This window comes from Streptomyces sp. NBC_00096, from assembly GCF_045041305.1.
GTDB lineage: Bacteria > Actinomycetota > Actinomycetes > Streptomycetales > Streptomycetaceae > Streptomyces.
On record NZ_CP108221.1, the window covers coordinates 6758089 to 6772134 of the forward strand.

At 69.5% G+C, this 14046-nt stretch carries 13 protein-coding genes and 1 pseudogene; 4 read left to right on the forward strand and 10 right to left on the reverse strand.

Annotated elements, in window-relative coordinates; all coding sequences use genetic code 11:
* The first annotated feature begins 726 nt into the window (after positions 1–726).
* Positions 727–1146, forward strand: a complete 420-nt coding sequence (locus OG904_RS30150) for a TIGR03618 family F420-dependent PPOX class oxidoreductase (RefSeq protein ID WP_405496333.1) — start codon at positions 727–729, stop codon at positions 1144–1146.
* 516 nt (positions 1147–1662) lie between these two features.
* On the opposite strand, the gene OG904_RS30155 is transcribed toward OG904_RS30150, so the two are convergent.
* Positions 1663–2949: a beta-ketoacyl-[acyl-carrier-protein] synthase family protein gene (locus OG904_RS30155; RefSeq protein ID WP_405496335.1), complete on the reverse strand. Its 1287-nt coding sequence runs from the start codon at positions 2947–2949 to the stop codon at positions 1663–1665.
* Between the two features lie 333 nt (positions 2950–3282).
* Between OG904_RS30155 and OG904_RS30160 the strand changes: the two are divergent.
* Positions 3283–4280, forward strand: a pseudogene (locus tag OG904_RS30160) (IS5 family transposase).
* Positions 4281–4724: 444 nt separating this feature from the next.
* On the opposite strand, the gene OG904_RS30165 reads toward OG904_RS30160, so the two are convergent.
* Genes OG904_RS30165 through OG904_RS30180 form a run of 4 tightly spaced genes read right to left on the reverse strand, consistent with a single transcriptional unit; the run spans position 4725 to position 8021 of the window.
* On the reverse strand, positions 4725–5888 hold the full coding sequence (locus OG904_RS30165; RefSeq protein ID WP_405496337.1) for a cysteine desulfurase family protein: 1164 nt from the start codon (positions 5886–5888) through the stop codon (positions 4725–4727).
* A complete protein-coding gene (locus OG904_RS30170) occupies positions 5885–6829 on the reverse strand; it encodes a hypothetical protein (protein WP_405496339.1) in 945 nt (314 codons plus the stop codon). The genes OG904_RS30165 and OG904_RS30170 overlap by 4 nt, the downstream gene beginning before the upstream one ends.
* A gap of 14 nt (positions 6830–6843) precedes the next feature.
* Entirely contained in the window at positions 6844–7470 is a 627-nt protein-coding gene (locus OG904_RS30175; RefSeq protein WP_405496341.1) for a hypothetical protein, read from the reverse strand.
* Between the two features lie 5 nt (positions 7471–7475).
* Positions 7476–8021 carry a dCTP deaminase domain-containing protein gene (locus tag OG904_RS30180; protein ID WP_405496343.1) on the reverse strand — a complete coding sequence of 182 codons (546 nt, stop codon included), beginning with the start codon at positions 8019–8021 and terminating at the stop codon, positions 7476–7478.
* A 289-nt stretch (positions 8022–8310) separates the two neighbouring features.
* Here OG904_RS30180 and OG904_RS30185 point away from each other — a divergent pair, with 289 nt between their 5' ends.
* Together OG904_RS30185 and OG904_RS30190 are read left to right on the forward strand one after the other, a co-directional pair.
* A complete protein-coding gene (locus tag OG904_RS30185) occupies positions 8311–9297 on the forward strand; it encodes a LysR family transcriptional regulator (protein WP_405496345.1) in 987 nt (328 codons plus the stop codon).
* A gap of 28 nt (positions 9298–9325) precedes the next feature.
* Positions 9326–10681 carry a methyltransferase domain-containing protein gene (locus OG904_RS30190; protein WP_405496347.1) on the forward strand — a complete coding sequence of 452 codons (1356 nt, stop codon included), beginning with the start codon at positions 9326–9328 and terminating at the stop codon, positions 10679–10681.
* Positions 10682–10705: 24 nt separating this feature from the next.
* Here OG904_RS30190 and OG904_RS30195 read toward each other — a convergent pair whose 3' ends face one another.
* From OG904_RS30195 to OG904_RS30215, 5 genes are all read right to left on the reverse strand, one after another.
* Positions 10706–11035, reverse strand: coding sequence for a nucleoside triphosphate pyrophosphohydrolase (locus OG904_RS30195; RefSeq protein WP_405496349.1), 330 nt, complete (start codon positions 11033–11035; stop codon positions 10706–10708).
* A 104-nt stretch (positions 11036–11139) separates the two neighbouring features.
* On the reverse strand, positions 11140–12027 hold the full coding sequence (locus OG904_RS30200) for an SAM-dependent methyltransferase (protein WP_405496351.1): 888 nt from the start codon (positions 12025–12027) through the stop codon (positions 11140–11142).
* 50 nt (positions 12028–12077) lie between these two features.
* The gene (locus OG904_RS30205) at positions 12078–12620 is read right to left on the reverse strand and encodes a hypothetical protein (RefSeq protein ID WP_405496353.1); all 543 of its coding nucleotides are present in this window, start codon (positions 12618–12620) and stop codon (positions 12078–12080) included.
* A complete protein-coding gene (locus tag OG904_RS30210) occupies positions 12617–12811 on the reverse strand; it encodes a DUF5999 family protein (protein ID WP_405496355.1) in 195 nt (64 codons plus the stop codon). The genes OG904_RS30205 and OG904_RS30210 overlap by 4 nt, the downstream gene beginning before the upstream one ends.
* A 99-nt stretch (positions 12812–12910) precedes the next feature.
* Entirely contained in the window at positions 12911–14035 is a 1125-nt protein-coding gene (locus OG904_RS30215) for a hypothetical protein (protein WP_405496357.1), read from the reverse strand.
* Positions 14036–14046: the final 11 nt, after the last annotated feature.

Below are 14046 nucleotides of genomic sequence, written 5' to 3' on the forward strand. Positions count from 1 at the left end.
TCGGCGGAGAGGCCAGGGACGCACCTGGCGCTCGGTGTTGCTTTGGGGACGTGTGTCCTCGGTTCGCCACCACATAGGTCCCTCGTCGGCCAGTGCTCGTCCGTCACGCCCGCAGGCGGTGGCGATCGACACCAGCATTATCGCTTGTATGTTCGATGTCCGAGGCGGACGCCACAGCGGTGGAGGTACGGCTCGGTTTTGTCCTGCTGTCTGATGGGCGGGGTTCGCCGCCGGTCTAGCGGTACCCCTGCGCCCTGCGAGCCGTGTCCACCCAGCGACTCCGCTGGGCTCGTGCTCGGGGTTCTGTGGAAGGTGCATCTCCGCATGGCCTAGCCGGTGGAGGTCACGGAAGAAGGCCCTGATGAACCCGTGATCCACCTGCTTGATCGAACCGTACGTCATCCCTGGAGTGGATTGATCACCGGATTCGCGTAGGGCAATAGGGGGCGAAAAGCCAGTCAAGATCGAAAACTACTATTCGATCATCGAATCCCGCGGTGTACATCCGTAGTGAAACCAAGCTGACCTGCTGTTATCTGGCGAATGAGTTGGCAGGTTCGCGGAAAGTGGGCGCAAGGTGATTCGTTATAAATTTGAAACAGGGAGCCTGTGGGGATCTGTCATTGAATTGGAACCATTCGGACATAATGGAACCTTTGTGGTGATCTCGAATTGCGTGACACAGGTCGCATCCGCATGAATGTGGAAGTGAATTAACCTGGCGTCATGGCTACCGCGATCACTGAAACCGAAGCCTTCGCGGGCTTCTGGTCTGAATACCACCTGGCCACGCTGACCACGCTGCGTTCGGATGGAACTCCGCATGTAGTGCCCGTTGGTGTGACCTACGACCATGATGCGGGCGTCGCGCGGGTCATCACGCGGAAGAACAGCGTGAAAATCGCCAACATCCTTGCCGCGCTTCCCGGAGAGGCGAGGGTCGCGATATCGCAGGTAGCGGGTCCGAGGTGGTTGACCATCGAGGGCGTTGCTGAAGTTCGAACTGCCGACGATGAGGTCTCGAACGCTGTAGATCGCTATGCGGATCGATACGGTCGCCGCCCTGCCCCAGACCCTGAGCGCGTGTTGGTGGAGATAACTCCCGTGCGCACCATGGGGATGTTGGAGATGCCGACCCGTCCGTGAAGCCTGGCCACCCCTGGGTAGAGGTTGCGTTCCCCTGTTCCCTGGAAGGGTTTCGTGGAAGCTCCTCTCAAACGGCGGCTCTTGAAACTGTCCGGCAGAGGCTTATTCGTGAGGGAGACCCGCGAAATCCCGGGGTTCTAGGGTCACTTGGTCTCGCAACCAGTCAGGCTTAATGACGCAAGCCGAGACTCGACAATGGTCGATACCCTCGGCGGGCGCATGTTCCTTGCGTCCGTCGGATCGGTTTCGGGGATACGTCAATTCTCAAATCTCGCAGACTGGCTCGCCCTATGCCCCGTTGGAGGGGATGGGACGGGTGGGTGCGCTGGGGGCATCGGCCGGTGCCACACGTCTTGCAGGGCGGCGCGCCCCCAGGCTGCGGCCTCTTCGGGGGATTTACGGTTACCGCTGCTGGCGGATCGAGGCCTCGTCCCCCTGAAGCCCCTGGGCGTCGCCGAAGGACGTCGCGCGGCGCGCTACGCGTTCCCAATGGAAAAGACGCCGCCGCTTCGCGGATCAGGCGGCGGATCGGAGTGCGAGGACCGCATTGTGGCCGCCGAAGCCGAAAGAATCGCTGAGGACGATGCCGCCGGGCTGCTCGGACAGCGGCCGGGGCGTGCCGGTGACGATGTCGAGTCCGAGGCCGTCGGCGGGGTGATGGTGGCCGACGGTAGGAGGGATGAGCTGGTGGTGGAGGGTCAGCGCGCATAGAGCGGCTTCAACGGCGCCGGCAGCGCCCTGGAGGTGGCCAATGGCGCCCTTGGGTGCGGTCACGGGCGGGGCGTGGTCGCCGAAGACGGTGTGCAGGGCTAGGGCTTCGGCTGCGTCGCCGGCCGGGGTAGCGGTGGCGTGGGCGCTGATGTGGACTACGTCGGCGATGGTGGCCCCGGCGTCGGCGAGTGCCTTGTGCAGGGCGATGGCGATGCCGTCGCCGTCGGGGCGGGGTGCGGTCATGTGGTGGGCGTCGGCGGACAGGCCCCAGCCTGCGATCTCGCAGTAGGTGCGGGCACCGCGGGCTCGGGCGTGGTCTTCGCCTTCGAGGATGAGGAAGGCGGCGCCTTCGCCGAGGACGAAGCCGTCGCGGTGTTCGTCGAAGGGCTTGGAGGCGTCGTTGGGTCCGTCGGTGCCGGGGGCGAGGGCACGCAGGGAGGCGAATGCTGCCATGACCGTGTGGTGGATGACAGCCTCGGTGCCGCCGGCCACGGCGATGTCGAGGTGCCCGGCGCGGATCCGGTCGGTGGCCGCGCCGATCGCTTCGGTTCCGGAGGCGCAGGCGGAGACGATGGTGCGGGCTTCGGCGCGGGTGTCGAGGTCGATGGCGATGCGGGCGGCGGCCCCGTTGGGGACGGTCATCGGGCTCGCGTGCGGGGAGACGTGGCGGGGGCCCTTATCGCGGAGCTGGTGGGAAGCGTCGACGAGGGCTGGGGCGCCGCCGATGATGGTGCCCACGCTCACCCCGGCTCGGTGCGGATCCACCACGGCGGCGTCGAGGCCGGCATCGGCCCAAGCTTCGCGGGCGGCCAGGACAGCGAACTGGGCGCCGCGGTTCATCGTGCGGGCCTGCGCGCGGGGGAGCAAGTCGGCCGGGTCGACGGCGGCCGGAGCGCCGATCCGTACGGGGAGGCGAGCGAAGGACTCATCGAGCTCGCGGATTCCGCAGCGGCCGGCCAGGAAGCCGGACCAGGAGGAGGCGGTGTCGGCGCCGAGCGGGGTGATCATGCCGATGCCGGTCACCACCACCCGCCGCCGGCCGGGGACGGGAACGGGAACGGCGGAGGAGGCGGCGTAGAGGTCGGAGGTCACGTGGGTGGGGTCCCTTCGGAGGGTACGGGTCAGGAATCGTGCGCCCGAACCGCCCCACCCCGTACCGGCACGTGGAAACCACACTCCATCGAGCTTGCCCCACCCGATGCGCGCGAGCGATAAGTCGTTCGTCCCCACCCCACACGTCCTACGGCCCGTTCCGGAAGGACCGGGCTGTTCGGGGCTGTTCGAAGGGTGAAGCACAGAGCGACTTTCCGTCTGATATGCCTGCCCTGATTCCCCGGCCGATCGCCTACTAGGCGGCGTATTCACTCGTGATCAATCTGCGGGATTCGTCTGCGTGGCGGGTCGGGGTCCGGTAGATGTTCTTGCGTGACGCGAGTGCAACTGACGGATGCAGAGTGGGAGTTCATCGGTCCGTACCTGCCGATCGGCGGGTACGGGCCGTATCCCGACCGACTGAGGCAGCAGTTCGAGGGCGTGATCTGGCGGTTCAGGACGGGCGGGCAGTGGCGGGAGATGCCGCAGGAGTTCGGCGCCTGGTCGACCGTCCACAACCGTTTCCGGCAATGGCGTGACGCTGGTGTCTTCGAGGCCTTGCTGGAGGGCCTGATCACGGAAGCTGCGAAACGGGGCGAGGTGGACCTGTCCCTGGTCAGCATCGACTCCACCACTGCCCGTGCCCACCACGACGCTGCCGGGATGCACCTGGGCCAAGACGTCGTCACCGCTCTGGAGAAAGCCGCCGCAGTGGAGAAGAGCAGGTCAAAGGGGGCGGCCGCGACGAACAAACCGGGCAGGACACCGAAGTCGATCCCGAGCGAGAACAGCGATGGCGCATCCAGCGCCGACGCAAACTCCGACTGAAGGCCGCGCTCCTCGGGCGGTCGAGGGGTGGGTTGACCAGCAAGGTCCACCTCGCCGCCGACCGCAAGTGCCGCCCGCTGGCGTTCGTCCTGACCGCAGGCCAGGCTGCGGACAGCCCGCAGTTCGTCCCCGTGCTGGGGCGGATACGGGTCCGCGGGTCCGTCGGCCGCCCCCGCACCCGGCCGGATGCGGTTGCCGGAGACAAGGCTTACTCCTCTCGCGGCAACCGCGCCCACCTGCGCAAACGCGGCATCAAGGCGGTCATCCCGGAGAAGAAGGACCAGGCCGCCAACCGCAAGAAGAGAGGCTCTAGAGGCGGCCGGCCCGTCAGCCACGATGCGGACCTCTACAAGGAGCGGAACACCGTCGAGCGCCTGATCAACCGGCTGAAAGCCTGGCGAGGTATCGCTACCCGGTACGACAAAACCCCGGACAGCTATCTCGCCGGCCTCCACCTACGCGCCTCGATGATCTGGCTCAAGGACCTCACCCGGACCACGTGATGATCGCTACTCAATACGCCGCCTAGGAGCTCCACGCGCTCCACGAGCTGGCGGCCCAGCGGTATGCCACCACGCTCGACCGTGCCGTCGGGCAGTGGTTGACGAACGTGCGCTGCCCCGGCGGCTGGGCGCGGATTCCGTACCTGCCTGTGGGCGAGCCGAGGTGCTCGCAGCGACTTCTGGGACGCGGCGCCGTGTGGTTTCGAGGACGAGCCGGAGCACCGCCACCTGGACATCGGTTATGCCTTCGCGAAGGACGGAGCTGAGGTCGGACGTATCGAAGAATCCGAGGTGACCGGCGCCGCCTGGTACCCGCTGGATCTGGCAGGGCGCCTCGTCGGGCCTCGGATAGGACGGGCGGTCGCCGCATCTGTTGCGAACCCGTAGCCCTTGTCGCATGGGCGTCCCAGTTGCCGCGGACGACAAGTGAGTTGGCGTGATTGTTCAGTCGACGCCTGCACGAACCGGCCGGTGCCTGGCAGCCGCTTGTGCGATTAGCGCAGCGGCGCGGTCGATTTCGGCGGCCGTGGTGGTCCGGCCGATCCCCAGGCGCAGGGTTTTGCGGGCCTGGGGGCGGGTGAGGCCGATGGCGATGAGGACGTGGGAGGGGTCGCTGGTGCCGGTGTTGCAGGCGGACCCGGTGGAGGCGGCGATGTCGGGAAGTCGGTCGAGGACGTCTGCGGCTTCGACGTCCGGGAGGGTGAGGCTGAGGGTGCCGGGGAGACGCCGGGAGAGGTGTCCGTTGACGCTGGTGCCAGGGATCGCGTCGAGGAGCCGGTCCTGGAGGCGGTCGCGCAGGGCGCGGATCTGGGTGACCGACGGAACGGTGTCGCCGGTGATCAGCTCGGCGGCGGCACCGAACCCGACGATGCCGGCGACGTTGAGGGTGCCGGCCCGCAGCCCGCGTTCCTGGCCGCCGCCTGACTGCTGCGCGGCGAGTTGGATTCCGCCGCGGAGGTAGAGGGCTCCGACGCCCTTGGGGCCGTACAGCTTGTGGGCGGAGAGGGAGGCGAGGTCGACGCCGAGTTCGTCGGTGTCGAAGAGGCCGTATCCGGCGCTCTGGGCGGCGTCGGTGTGCAGGAGGATCCCGCGGTGGGCCGTGCGCTCGGCGATGGCGGCGATCCGCTGGAGGGTGCCGATCTCGTTGTTCGCGTGCATGACGGAGACGAGCACGGTGTTCGGGGTGAGGACCGCGGCGATGTCGTCGGGGTGGACGCGCCCGTGCTTGTCGACGCCGACGCGGGTGGAGGTGTAGCCGTGGTGGTCGACGAGGCGCTGGACGGCGGCGAGGACGGCCTTGTGCTCGATGGCGGTGGTGACGATGTGGCCGCCGTGGGCGCGTTTGGCGAGGGCGCCACCGACGATCGCGAGGTGGTTGGCCTCGGTGGCGCCGGAGGTGAAGACGACCTCCACCGGGTTCTTCGCGCCGATGAGGTGGGCGACGCGGCGGCGGGCGGTGACCACGGCCTTGGCTGCCTCCCTCCCGTGCGAGTGCGCGCTGTTGGGGTTGCCGTACGAGGTGGTGAGGTACGGCATCATCGCGTCGAGGGCTCGGGGGTCGAGCGGGGTGGTGGCCTGGTGGTCGAGGTAGATCGGCTGGCTGGTCACGCTGCCTCCTTCTTTGCCCGGGCGGCGGCTGGCGCGGCCGCGGCGTACTTGCGTTCGCCGTCGACGAGGTCCCAGTAGACGGTGCGGGGCTCGTCGAAGACGGAGAAGGCGGTGGCCAGGCAGCGCCAGTTCCGGTTCGGCTGGGCCCGGGCGAGCATGAAGGCGTCCTCGAAGAGCTTGGGAGCGCGACGCATCAGGGCCGGGCGGGGGTCTTGGGGGCCGAAGAGCTGGAGGTATCCGCGTTCGCGGAGCCAGGCCTCGGCGTGCTCGGGCCGGGGGTCTCCGGCGAGTTGGCCGCCGTCGGCCAGGGTCTGGGCGGCGAGGCGCTCCAGGCGCCGGCGGCGGCGGGCGTCTTCGCCGCCGGGGCAGCGGTCGCCGTTGAATGTCCACTCGTTCCAGCGGGGCTTGGTGAAGTTGTTCCAGTCGACGTCGTCGAGCTGTGCGGTGATCTGCGGGGGGAGTTCGCCGCGGGTCATGTCTGCGACGTCGTAGCCGGGGCCGAGGCCTTCGAGGGTGAAGGTGCCGCGGACGCCGGGTCCCGGACGGTCCATGCGGGCCATGACGGTGAGGCGGTTGGTGAAGCGGTTGGTGGGGCCGGCCAGGATGACCGCCCGCCCGTCGGCGAGCAGGGGCTGTGCGCGCTGCGCGATCTCGCCGATGGGGAAGGTGTTGCCGCCGCGGTAGTACTGCTTCTTCTCGACGCCGCCGTCGGAGCGGATCATCAGCCGCTCGGTGCCGATGGCGGCGGCGAGGGCGTGGGCGGCGGTGCGTATCTCGGCGGCGCTCTGGCCGGGCCGTAAGAAGGTCGCGTTGAGGGTGGGGAGGTCCAGGGAGTGCAGCAGTGCCATGGTCTGCCACTTCGGCCAACGCCGGTCCTTCGCGGCCGCAGTGAGTTCCTCGGCGCTCAGGCTGTGCAGTGGCCGGGGCAAGGGAATCGCCACGGTGTCCCCCTTCGTCAGGCGGTCGCGGTGGCCTGGATGGCCGCGGTGAGGGTGTCGTAGGTCCGGTCGCGGGTGGCGGTGAAGGGGTGGTCGCGCCAGTCGTACTGCTCGCCGATGCCGTACGCGTCGGCGACGACGCGGCGGACGAACTGGCGGGCGAAGCGGCCGTCGGCCGGCCAGTAGTAGTGCTCGCCCGGACGGGGCGAGAGATAGAGGTAGGAGGTCTCGGCGGCGGCGGGCAGGTCGACGAGCGAGGACAGGCGCCGGCCCGGGCCGCCGACCTTCTCGTACGCGGCCAGGATGGCGTCCGGGTCGGGCACGGGGATGAGGTGGAGGTGGGCGTGGCCGCAGCAGGACGCGCCGAGCTCGCAGTCCCGCGGTCCGTGCTCGGCGACGATGGTGGGCCCGTAGTGGTCCTGGATCAAGGCGCGCATCGACTCCAGGTTGGCGGCGACCTGCGGGAGGTTGTCGGGGGCGACGTCCGCGGCGGCGTCGAGGTGCTCCAGCGGCATGAAGAGGGTGTAGCCGTCGGTGAGGCAGCCGACGGTGGGCAGGAGGACCCAGCCGTCGGTGGTCTCGGTGATGATGCGGGTCTTGGGTGCGCGCTCGGTGAACTCGGTGCAGAACTGGCAGTCGTCCATCAGGATCACCTCTGGTTCGGGCCGGCGAGTTCGTCGGCGTAGCGGCTCTGCAGGGCGTTGGACCGGCCGTAGTACGGGTGGGCGGCCGCGGTGTGGCCGCCGCCGCGGAGCTGGAGTACGAGTCGGGCGAGCGGCATCCCGTGGTGCAGGCGCAGGATGGCCGGGGAGTGGTTGACGAGTTCGAGGGCCAGGTGGCCGGCCCAGCCCGGCAGGACGTACGGGCTGGTGATGTGGACGGCCAGGCCGACGCGGGCCAGGTGGCTCAGGCCGCCGATCGTCCCCGTGACGTCCGGGCCGAGGGAGACCGGCTCGGAGGCGGGAGCGAGGATCATCTGCCCGGGCGCCAGATCGTGCGTGGTCCAGTCGGTGATCTGCGGGCCGTACAGGGTGTCGATGCTGGCCTGGTCGGCCAGGTCGACGATGGTGTCCGGCGTGACCAGGGGCTGGATCGGCCCGCCGAGTTTCAAGAGCAGGCCGTCCCCGCGCAGTTCGCCGTCCCAGGTCACGGCGCCGCTGTTGATGAGGTCCTTGATGGACGCGGCTGAAAGCATGACTCACCCCCGGATTTCAGGCATCGGTGTGGTGACCGTCGCCAGATCGAAGGCGACTGAGGAAATGTTCCCGTGGATAGCTCGCCATGTCTCCATGTCCACCCGAACATTTAAAGGTTTTCCTGGCGTGAAATGCGGTGAAGTCCACTACTCCTGGCCGCTCGGACAGTGCAAGCTGGTGGGGTAGCGCCCAGGGGAGGGGAAGCGCATGCCGTCGTTACCGTCCGGCCCGCTCAAAGTGCCTGGTCCCGAGGGGTTCAGGGGTGATCTGCTGGCCTGTTCACCGGACTTGCTCGATCTGACGTGGGACCAGATGCGCACGCTCGTCGTCGTCCACGAGGAAGGCACGGCCCTCGCGGCGGCCCGCCTGCTGGGGCGGGAGCAGTCGAGCGTGCAGAAGCAGCTCGACATCCTCAACCGCAACTTCCAGGCCCTGACGGGCGAGCTGGTGGTCGTCAAGCAAGGCCGCGGCAGGGATCTGCTGTTCACCCCGACCGGGCTCGAGCTCGTGGACCGGATACGGTCCACATTCTCTGACTGGCTCCAGGGCATTGCGAACTCCCGGCGCCGGCTCGGCTCCACCCTGACCGTGGGCACCACCGAGTTCACCCTGCCCTTCCTCGCCCGGGTGTGGGAGCGGGTCGAGCCCGAGCTGATGGCGCGAGAGGTGGAGCTCCGCGTCGTCCACGTCCGCACCCGCGATTTCCGCCAGCGCCTGGACTCCAACCAGGTGGACCTGCTGTGCGGGGGACTGGCCGCCACGGTCGGCGACGGCCCGCTCGCCCCCGAGTACGACTTCCTGGAGTGGCACCGCGAGGGCCTGGCCCTGCTGACGAACCTGACCGTCCGGGAACTCCCCGCCCGGCAGGTCGGCGTCGAGCGGCTGCGAAACCTGCCGCTGGTCATCCCCTCCCGCGGGGTGATCGCCGACTTCGTCGAGCGCTGGTACGGCCCCGACTTCCGCACCCACCTCCAGGTCGTCGCGGAGATCGACGACATCTACTACGGGCTGGCCCTGCTGCGCTCCGAGATGACCCGCGGCTGCATGCTCTGCGCCCGCTCCATCGGCGAGGCCGCCGTCGCGGGCCGACTGCCCGGCGGCGAAGGCTTCCGCCTGGTCGAGTTCGCCGACGACTTCGACCCCATGCTCCAGCTCGTCTCGGGCGTCTTCGCGCGCAAGGGTGAGCGCGACACCTACGACGCCTCGCACCCGCTGAACGTGCTGTGGGAGGCCTTCCGCGAGGAAGCCGCCTCCGGCCGGCCGCTCCCGCTGTGACCATCTCGCCCGCCGAAGGACGTCCCTGATGCTGCTGGCCTCGATCAACCTCAACAAGCGACTCGGCGCCGACGGAGCCACCGGTGCCCGGGCCCGGTTCGCCGCGTGGCTGCACGCGCACGACGTCGCGGTCATCGTCGCGCAGGAACCGTACAAGCCCGCCGACCGGCGCCCGCCGCTCGTTCACGGGTACGTCTTCGCGGGCGGGGACGGCCACCTCGCCACCTGGGTCCGCGAAGACATCGCCGCCCCCGCCGTATCGGCGCCGACCGCCTGGGCGCAGCGGGTGGAACTGGGCTGGCTCACCGTGCTGCAGGTCCACCTCGACGCCTACACGAGCGGGGCCCGCACCGCGCAACTCGGCGAGCTCGCGGCGCTGGCCGCAGCCGAGGGCGGGCGGCCGCTGCTGATCTGCGGGGACTTCAACCTCGCGCCACGGCCGCAGGACGGACTGTACGACGGCGAGGTCAGCGGGTTCACCGCGGACACCGAGCGCAAGGCACTCGAGCACCTGCTCCAAAGCGCATGGCTCGTCGACACCACGAGCCCGGGCGGGGAAGTGGAGGCTGAATTCACGTTCGAGCGTCTCTTCACCGGCAAGCTCAGCCGCTTCCGCTGTGACCTCGCCCTGCTGAGCGACCACCTGGCCGCAGGGGTCCCGGTCTCCGCCCGGCACGAGGTCCGTACGGGCCCGGAGGCGTTCACCGACCACTCCGCGCTCCTGCTCAACCTCCCGCTCACCCCGGAGATCGCCGAGCCGGACGACGTTCTGTTCGCGATCAGCGACCTCACCGGCAAGCAGCCGGCGGCCGCGGGAGCCCGCGCCTACCAGCCGCACAAGACCGCGATGAGCCGCCAAGCACCCTCACCGGCGGCCCGGGCGGTCACCGCGCACCTGACCGGCCCGCTCGGCATCCGCACGGTCCTCGACCACGGCTGCGGCCGTGGGGCCGATGTCGCGCACTACCGGGCCGCCGGCCTCGACGCGGACGGCTACGACCCGCACGAGGGCTTCGGCTGGCCCCGCCCAGAGCGGGATGGCTACGACCTGGTGACCCAGATGTTCGTCCTCAACGTGCTGCCCGACCCAGGGGCCCGCGTTCGCGCGCTGCAGGACGCGGCCGCGTTCGTCCGGCCCGGCGGGCACCTGGTCGTCGTCACCCGCTCCCCAGAGGAGATCACCAAGGCCGCTGCCGGCGGGAGCTGGACGGCCCACCACGACGGCTATTGGTCGAGCGAGGGCAAGGGGACGTTCCAGCGCGGTATCAGCGCGGCGGAGACCACCGCGCTCGCCCGCCACGCCGGCCTCGCGTCCGCGGCGGGGACGGCCGGGTTGCAGCTGCCCGGGGTGAGCCACGTCGTACTGGTCAAGCCCGGACTGTAGGGGGCGCTGGACCGGCGCCGAAGGTCAGCGGTTCCCGGTCCAGACGATGCGTTCCGCGAATCCGCCCCGCTGCTCGGCCTTGGACGCCCGGAGCTTCTCCAGCTGAGCCGGATCGACGCCGAGGTCGGCCGCGAGGGCGAAGGCGACCTCGAGGACATCCGCGAGCTCCTCGGGGGCGTCGGTCTCGTCCGCCTCCATGTACTCCGCGACCTCTTCGCTGAGCTTCTCGCGGAGGCGCCGACGGTACTCGGCCGGGTCGGCCACGTAGACCTGCGGCTCGAGTCCGTCTGCGCGGATGATCTGAGGAATGCGGTCACGTACCAGCTTGCCGTGGAGCACGTACTTCTCCTGCACCAGATCGTCGTGGGCCGGCCAGACGGCCGGACCCTCATGTTGTTTGAGCCTAGAGATGGGGCCTCATCCAGCGCCATCAGAACCACAAATCCCACCCGAAGCGGTTAGCCGGCTCGTTGGGGCTTTATGGCGACGCCGGCGTACCCCGCGGAGACGTAGTCGGGGACGGTGGCGAACTGGTGCCGGGTCTGGTGTCGGGCGGTGGGGACCGTACGGACAGGGCCGCCGTAGAGGTCTCCCCAGTCCCCGAAGAGGCTGGTGATGGACTGGCGGTCCCGGGGCCGGAAGGCAATTCCCTCCTCGCCGTACACAGCTTGGACCCGCTCGACCCACGTCGTGCTGAGGTCGGCCGTTGCGTGGGTGATCGACAGGGCACTCCCGGGTGGCAGCCAGGACCGCAGGTAGGCCACGGCGTCGTGGACCCGGCCATCGTCGGGGACCCAGGGAAGGACGTCATGGAGGAGGACGGCGACGGGCCGATCCCGCGTCAGGTGCCCATCGGCTTCCAGCTGCGTCAGCAGGCGGGCCATGTCCGTCACGTCGGCGAGTACTGCCTTGGGCAGGGACGCCGTCGGGGCGTGGCTCAGGAGGCTGCGCCAGCGGGCGACTACGTCGTGGTCGATGTCCGCGTAGATCACCGACGCGGAGCGCCAGTGCTGCTGCACGACGTCGTGGGTGTTCTGCGTGAAGAGCAGGTCGCCGCCGCCCTGTGGGCGGGGGAGGGCGTAGCCGCAGCCGATGTCCAGGACCTGCGAGATCCCCCGGGTGGCCAAGGCCTCGGTGATCAGCAGGTGGTGGGCTCGGTTGATCTTGGCGGCCGCGGGCTCGCGGGGGAAGGCGTTGAGGATCTTGCGGGCGAGGTCCTCGTCGGTGGGGAGGGCTCCTTCAGTCCCGAACCACATCCGGTAGATGCGGGCTGCGCTGGGCCGCTGGTGGGCGCCCGGGCCCGGGGCGGGGATACCCAGGGCCAGGCCTTCCTGGACCAGGTTCATGGCCGTGCTCCTCTCGGGTTCGGTGTGCGTCGGTCTGATGGCTCCGCTGTTCAGGGGCGGCTGGCGGCGAGGAGTTGGGGTGTCGCGGCCGGATCAGGGGAGCTCCCGCGGGCGACGTAGTAGCCCTTGCCGTGGGGGCCCGTGGTGTCGTGGTGCACGAGACCGTCTCGTACGAGGTGGCGGAAGGCCCGGACGACTTGATCGGATTCCAGCCCGAACTCGACGCCCAGCAGTCCGGTGGGCAGTGCTTGGCCGACGCGGTAGTGCTCGCTGGCGATGCGGTCCCGGACTGCCGCGTCGAAGGCGATGTCGTCGGGGTGCAGCTCGTCGGGCATGAGCACCCGGGGCCCGTGGACACCGGCGCTGACGTACAGCTCACCGGAGGAGTTGAGCGCCTTGAACACAGTGGCGACGTGCAGCAAGGGCAGGCCCAACTGGAGGGCCATCGCCTTGCCGCCGGGCAGATGCTGCCCCGGGCGGAAGTTCTTGCCGATGTGGTCGCGGACGAGCGTCATCGCGGCTATGTGCCGTCGTTCGCCCACCGTGAGCACGGCGGTACTCGGCTGCAGAGCAGAAGCAGCTTCCTTGCTCATGCCGCGTTCACCAGGCCACGGCTGAACGGCCCGATGATCTCGCCGCCCGGCAGCAGCTCGCCGCCGTCCTCGAAGCGAAGGATTCCGTTACACAGGCGGCTCCACCCTTGTTCCGGGTGGGAAGAGACAGTGGCGGCGGCATCGTGGTCCGGCGCGGTGGCCGTCGGGCAGGGCGGCTTGTGGTTGCACATCGTAGTCCTCGTACGTCGTGAAGGAGCAGGAGCTGTCTGGTCCGCCGGTGGCGGAAGGCGTGGGGCCGCGGCGCTGTGTGGCCGCGGCCGCACGGGAGGTCAGGCGAGCAGCTTGGAGAGGAACACGGCGGTCTGGTGGTGGTCGTGTCCGAGGGTGAAGGCGTGGTGGGGCAGCAGGCCGAGGAGGCCGCGGACGTTGTCGCGGGCGCTGTCGGTGCCGCCAACGGTGATGCCGTGGGTCAGGCCGAGGATGTCGGGGTAGCGGTCTTCGGTGGCCCCCTGCATGAAGTCCTCGTCGCCGAGCGACGGGGACGTTTCGTGGAGCGTGGGCTCGGCGTCGGCGGAGATCTGCGGGAAGAGCAGGTCGGTGGCCACGCCCTCGGTCGCGAGCGTGAGCCCGAACCAGGTCTCGAACTGGTCGGGGAAGACCTGCGCCTTGAGCTCCCTGCCGCCATCCAATAGCGGGGTCAGGTCGCCGCGCTGCAGGGCGGCGGTGACCCGGTCATCCTGCGTCGGGTGCAGGGACTCGCCTGCGGCGAGCCGGGCGGCGACCTTCTCGTACAGGCCGATGCTGCCCAGCAGGCCCAGGCCGACGGCCGCGGCGGACGGCCAGGGCAGGATCCGCACGTTGCCGAAGGCGTCGGCGCGCGCGAACACGCGGTCGTTGGCCAGCAGGTGCGCGCCGATCCGGGCGGCGAGGGTGAGAGCGGTGGTGGTCTTACCGGCTCCCTTGCCGCCGAACGTCAGCAGGGTGCGGTCCTCGACGACGACGGCGGAGGCGTGCAGGACCGTCCAGCCGTCGCGCAGGAGCTGTCCGCGGACGGCGTCGCGGGCGATGCGGGCGGTGGCCAGCGCCACCTGGAGGGGCTCGGGTCCGGCGACCTTGATGCGGCCGGTGGGCGGCTCGCTGAAGTAGGCGAGTTGTTCGCTGGGGGAGACGGCGCTGATGGTGCCGTCGGGCATGTTCGCGACGAGGGTGTCGGCCTTGGCGTAGATGGCGCTGGTGTGGGGGTGGCGACGGACGTGGTCTTCGATCCGCTCGTAGGCGTCCGTATCAACGTCGGCGTTGATGATCATTCCCGCGCACACGGTCGAGGGGTCGATGCTGCTCGCCGACCACCAGGGGCCGAAGTAGCGCGTCGTCCAGTCGGTGACCGTCTTGTCCGCGGACATGACGGTCACGGTCGCGGGGTGGGCGGTGATGCGGGTGGCGGTGATGCTCACCTTGGGGCCTC

Coding starts and splice junctions, on each gene's coding strand:
- OG904_RS30150 (WP_405496333.1), top strand. CDS start 727: ATGGCTACCGCGATCACTGAAACCGAAGCCTTCGCGGGCTTCTGGTCT.
- OG904_RS30175 (WP_405496341.1), bottom strand. CDS start 7,470: ATGGACGACTGCCAGTTCTGCACCGAGTTCACCGAGCGCGCACCCAAG.
- OG904_RS30180 (WP_405496343.1), bottom strand. CDS start 8,021: ATGCTTTCAGCCGCGTCCATCAAGGACCTCATCAACAGCGGCGCCGTG.
- OG904_RS30190 (WP_405496347.1), top strand. CDS start 9,326: ATGCTGCTGGCCTCGATCAACCTCAACAAGCGACTCGGCGCCGACGGA.
- OG904_RS30200 (WP_405496351.1), bottom strand. CDS start 12,027: ATGAACCTGGTCCAGGAAGGCCTGGCCCTGGGTATCCCCGCCCCGGGC.
- OG904_RS30205 (WP_405496353.1), bottom strand. CDS start 12,620: ATGAGCAAGGAAGCTGCTTCTGCTCTGCAGCCGAGTACCGCCGTGCTC.
- OG904_RS30210 (WP_405496355.1), bottom strand. CDS start 12,811: ATGTGCAACCACAAGCCGCCCTGCCCGACGGCCACCGCGCCGGACCAC.